We start from the raw sequence: 309 nt of genomic DNA on the forward strand, positions 1-309 counted from the left end.
ACCTCATGTCCTCGGACTTCGCGGTCGACGTCACCGAGAACTGGCAGTCCGAGTTCCTGCAGTTCTTCCTCTACATCTTCGGCACCGTCCATCTCCTCCAGCGCGGCTCGCCGGAGTCGAAACCCCTGCACAAGGCCGGTACCGAGAGCGAACGCGAACAGAAACTGGGCGACCACGCCCAGTCCGACTCGCCCCGCTGGGCGAGCACCAAGGACTGGCGGCAGGCCCTCTACTCCCGCTCGCTGGGCCTCGCCATGGCCGTGTTCTTCCTGTTCTCCTGGTTCGCCCAGTCCGTCTCCGGGGTCTCCG

1 protein-coding gene is annotated in these 309 nt (G+C 65.7%); it reads left to right on the forward strand.

What is annotated here, in order from left to right:
- Nucleotides 1-309, forward strand: a 309-nt coding sequence (locus OQ02_RS45485; RefSeq protein ID WP_033443866.1) for a DUF6766 family protein, incomplete at both ends; no start/stop codon positions are given.

The sequence above is a fragment of the Saccharothrix sp. NRRL B-16314 genome (assembly GCF_000716595.1).
GTDB lineage: Bacteria > Actinomycetota > Actinomycetes > Mycobacteriales > Pseudonocardiaceae > Actinosynnema.